2 protein-coding genes are annotated in these 1,648 nt (G+C 66.4%); one reads left to right on the forward strand and one right to left on the reverse strand.

Translation table 11 applies throughout. The features are described from left to right. Positions 1-1,170, forward strand: a 1,170-nt coding sequence (gene serA / locus ACQKDV_RS19400; RefSeq protein WP_427785851.1) for a phosphoglycerate dehydrogenase, incomplete at its 5' end; no start/stop codon positions are given. A 93-nt stretch (positions 1,171-1,263) separates the two neighbouring features. On the opposite strand, the gene ACQKDV_RS19405 is transcribed toward serA, so the two are convergent. After that, positions 1,264-1,648, reverse strand: a 385-nt coding sequence (locus ACQKDV_RS19405; protein WP_427785852.1) for an NUDIX hydrolase, incomplete at its 5' end; no start/stop codon positions are given.

Genomic DNA, 1,648 nt, shown 5'->3' on the forward strand with positions numbered 1-1,648 from the left:
GCCGTACAGGTGTTCAGCGCCGCCGGCTACAGCCAGATCGAAGCGCACACCAAGGCGCTGCCCGAGGAGGAGCTGAAGGCACGTATTGCAGAAGCGCATATCGTGGGCATCCGCTCGCGCACCCAGCTCAGCGCCGAGGTACTGGCCGAGGCCAAACGCCTGATCGCGGTGGGCTGCTTCTGCATCGGCACCAACCAGGTCGACCTGGATGCGGCCGAACTGGCCGGCATCCCGGTGTTCAACGCCCCCTATTCCAACACCCGCAGCGTGGCCGAACTGGTCATCGCCGAAGCGATCATGCTCACCCGTGGCATTCCGCAGAAGAACGCCGAGTGCCATCGCGGCGGCTGGTCGAAGTCGGCCAGCGGCAGCCATGAAGTACGCGGCAAGACCTTGGGCATCATCGGCTACGGCCACATCGGCACCCAGGTCGGCGTGCTGGCCGAATCGCTGGGCATGCAGGTGATCTTCCACGACGTGGAAACCAAGCTGGCGCTCGGCAACGCCCGTGCCGCAGCCAGCCTGGATGACCTGCTGGCACGCGCCGACATCGTCACCCTGCATGTGCCCGAAACCCCGTCCACGCAATGGATGATCGGTGCGACCGAGCTGGCGAAGATGCGCCGCGGCGCGCATGTCATCAACGCCGCACGCGGCACCGTGGTCGACATCGATGCACTGGACGCGGCCCTGGCCAGCGGCCATATCGGTGGCGCCGCGCTGGACGTGTTCCCCATCGAGCCCAAGGGCAATGGCGATGTATTTGAATCGCCGCTGACCCGCCACGACAATGTCATCCTGACCCCGCACGTGGGCGGCAGCACGCTGGAGGCGCAGGACAACATCGGCGTGGAAGTGGCGGCCAAGCTGGTGCGCTACAGCGACAACGGCAGCACCCTGTCGGCGGTCAACTTCCCGGAAGTGACCCTGCCCGAGCATGCTGACAGCCTGCGCCTGCTGCACATCCACCAGAACGTGCCGGGCGTGCTGTCCAAGGTCAACGAGATCTTCTCGCGGCACAACGTCAACATCGACGGCCAGTTCCTGCGCACCGACCCGAAGGTGGGCTATGTGGTGATCGACATCACCGCCAGCGAGGAGCAGGCGGGTGCCGTACGTGACGAGCTGGCCGCGATTCCGGGCACCCTGCGCACCCGTATCCTGTATTGACGCGCACCCGCCAGGCGCATGTAGAGCCGAGCCCATGCTCGGCTGCGGTTCCGGCCAATATTGAGCCGAGCATCGGCTCGGCTCTACAGATTGCTAGCGCGCCAGCCAGCGGCGGGCCATGCGCTGCATCGATGCGTCCGATGCCGGATCGATGGCGACCTCGGCCACCGGGCGCCAAGCCAGGTCTAGGGATTCCTCGCTCAGCACGAAGGCTTCGCCACCCGCGGCACGGATCACGAAACGCACGTCGTAATGCCAGTGCCCGGGCACGCCCTTGTGCTCGGGAATCCAGTGCTTGTCCAGATCGAAGATGGCCGGGTCATCCAGCACCAGACCGGCCAGTCCGGATTCTTCCTCCGCCTCCTTCAACGCCACCCGGGCCAGGTCGCGGTCGCCATCGGCATGGCCGCCCAGCTGCAGCCAGCGCAGCAGCTTGCGGTGGTGGGTCAGCAGCAGGCGCTGGCCGTCGGCGCTGACC

It is taken from the genome of Stenotrophomonas sp. NPDC077659 (genome assembly GCF_050268705.1).
GTDB lineage: Bacteria > Pseudomonadota > Gammaproteobacteria > Xanthomonadales > Xanthomonadaceae > Stenotrophomonas.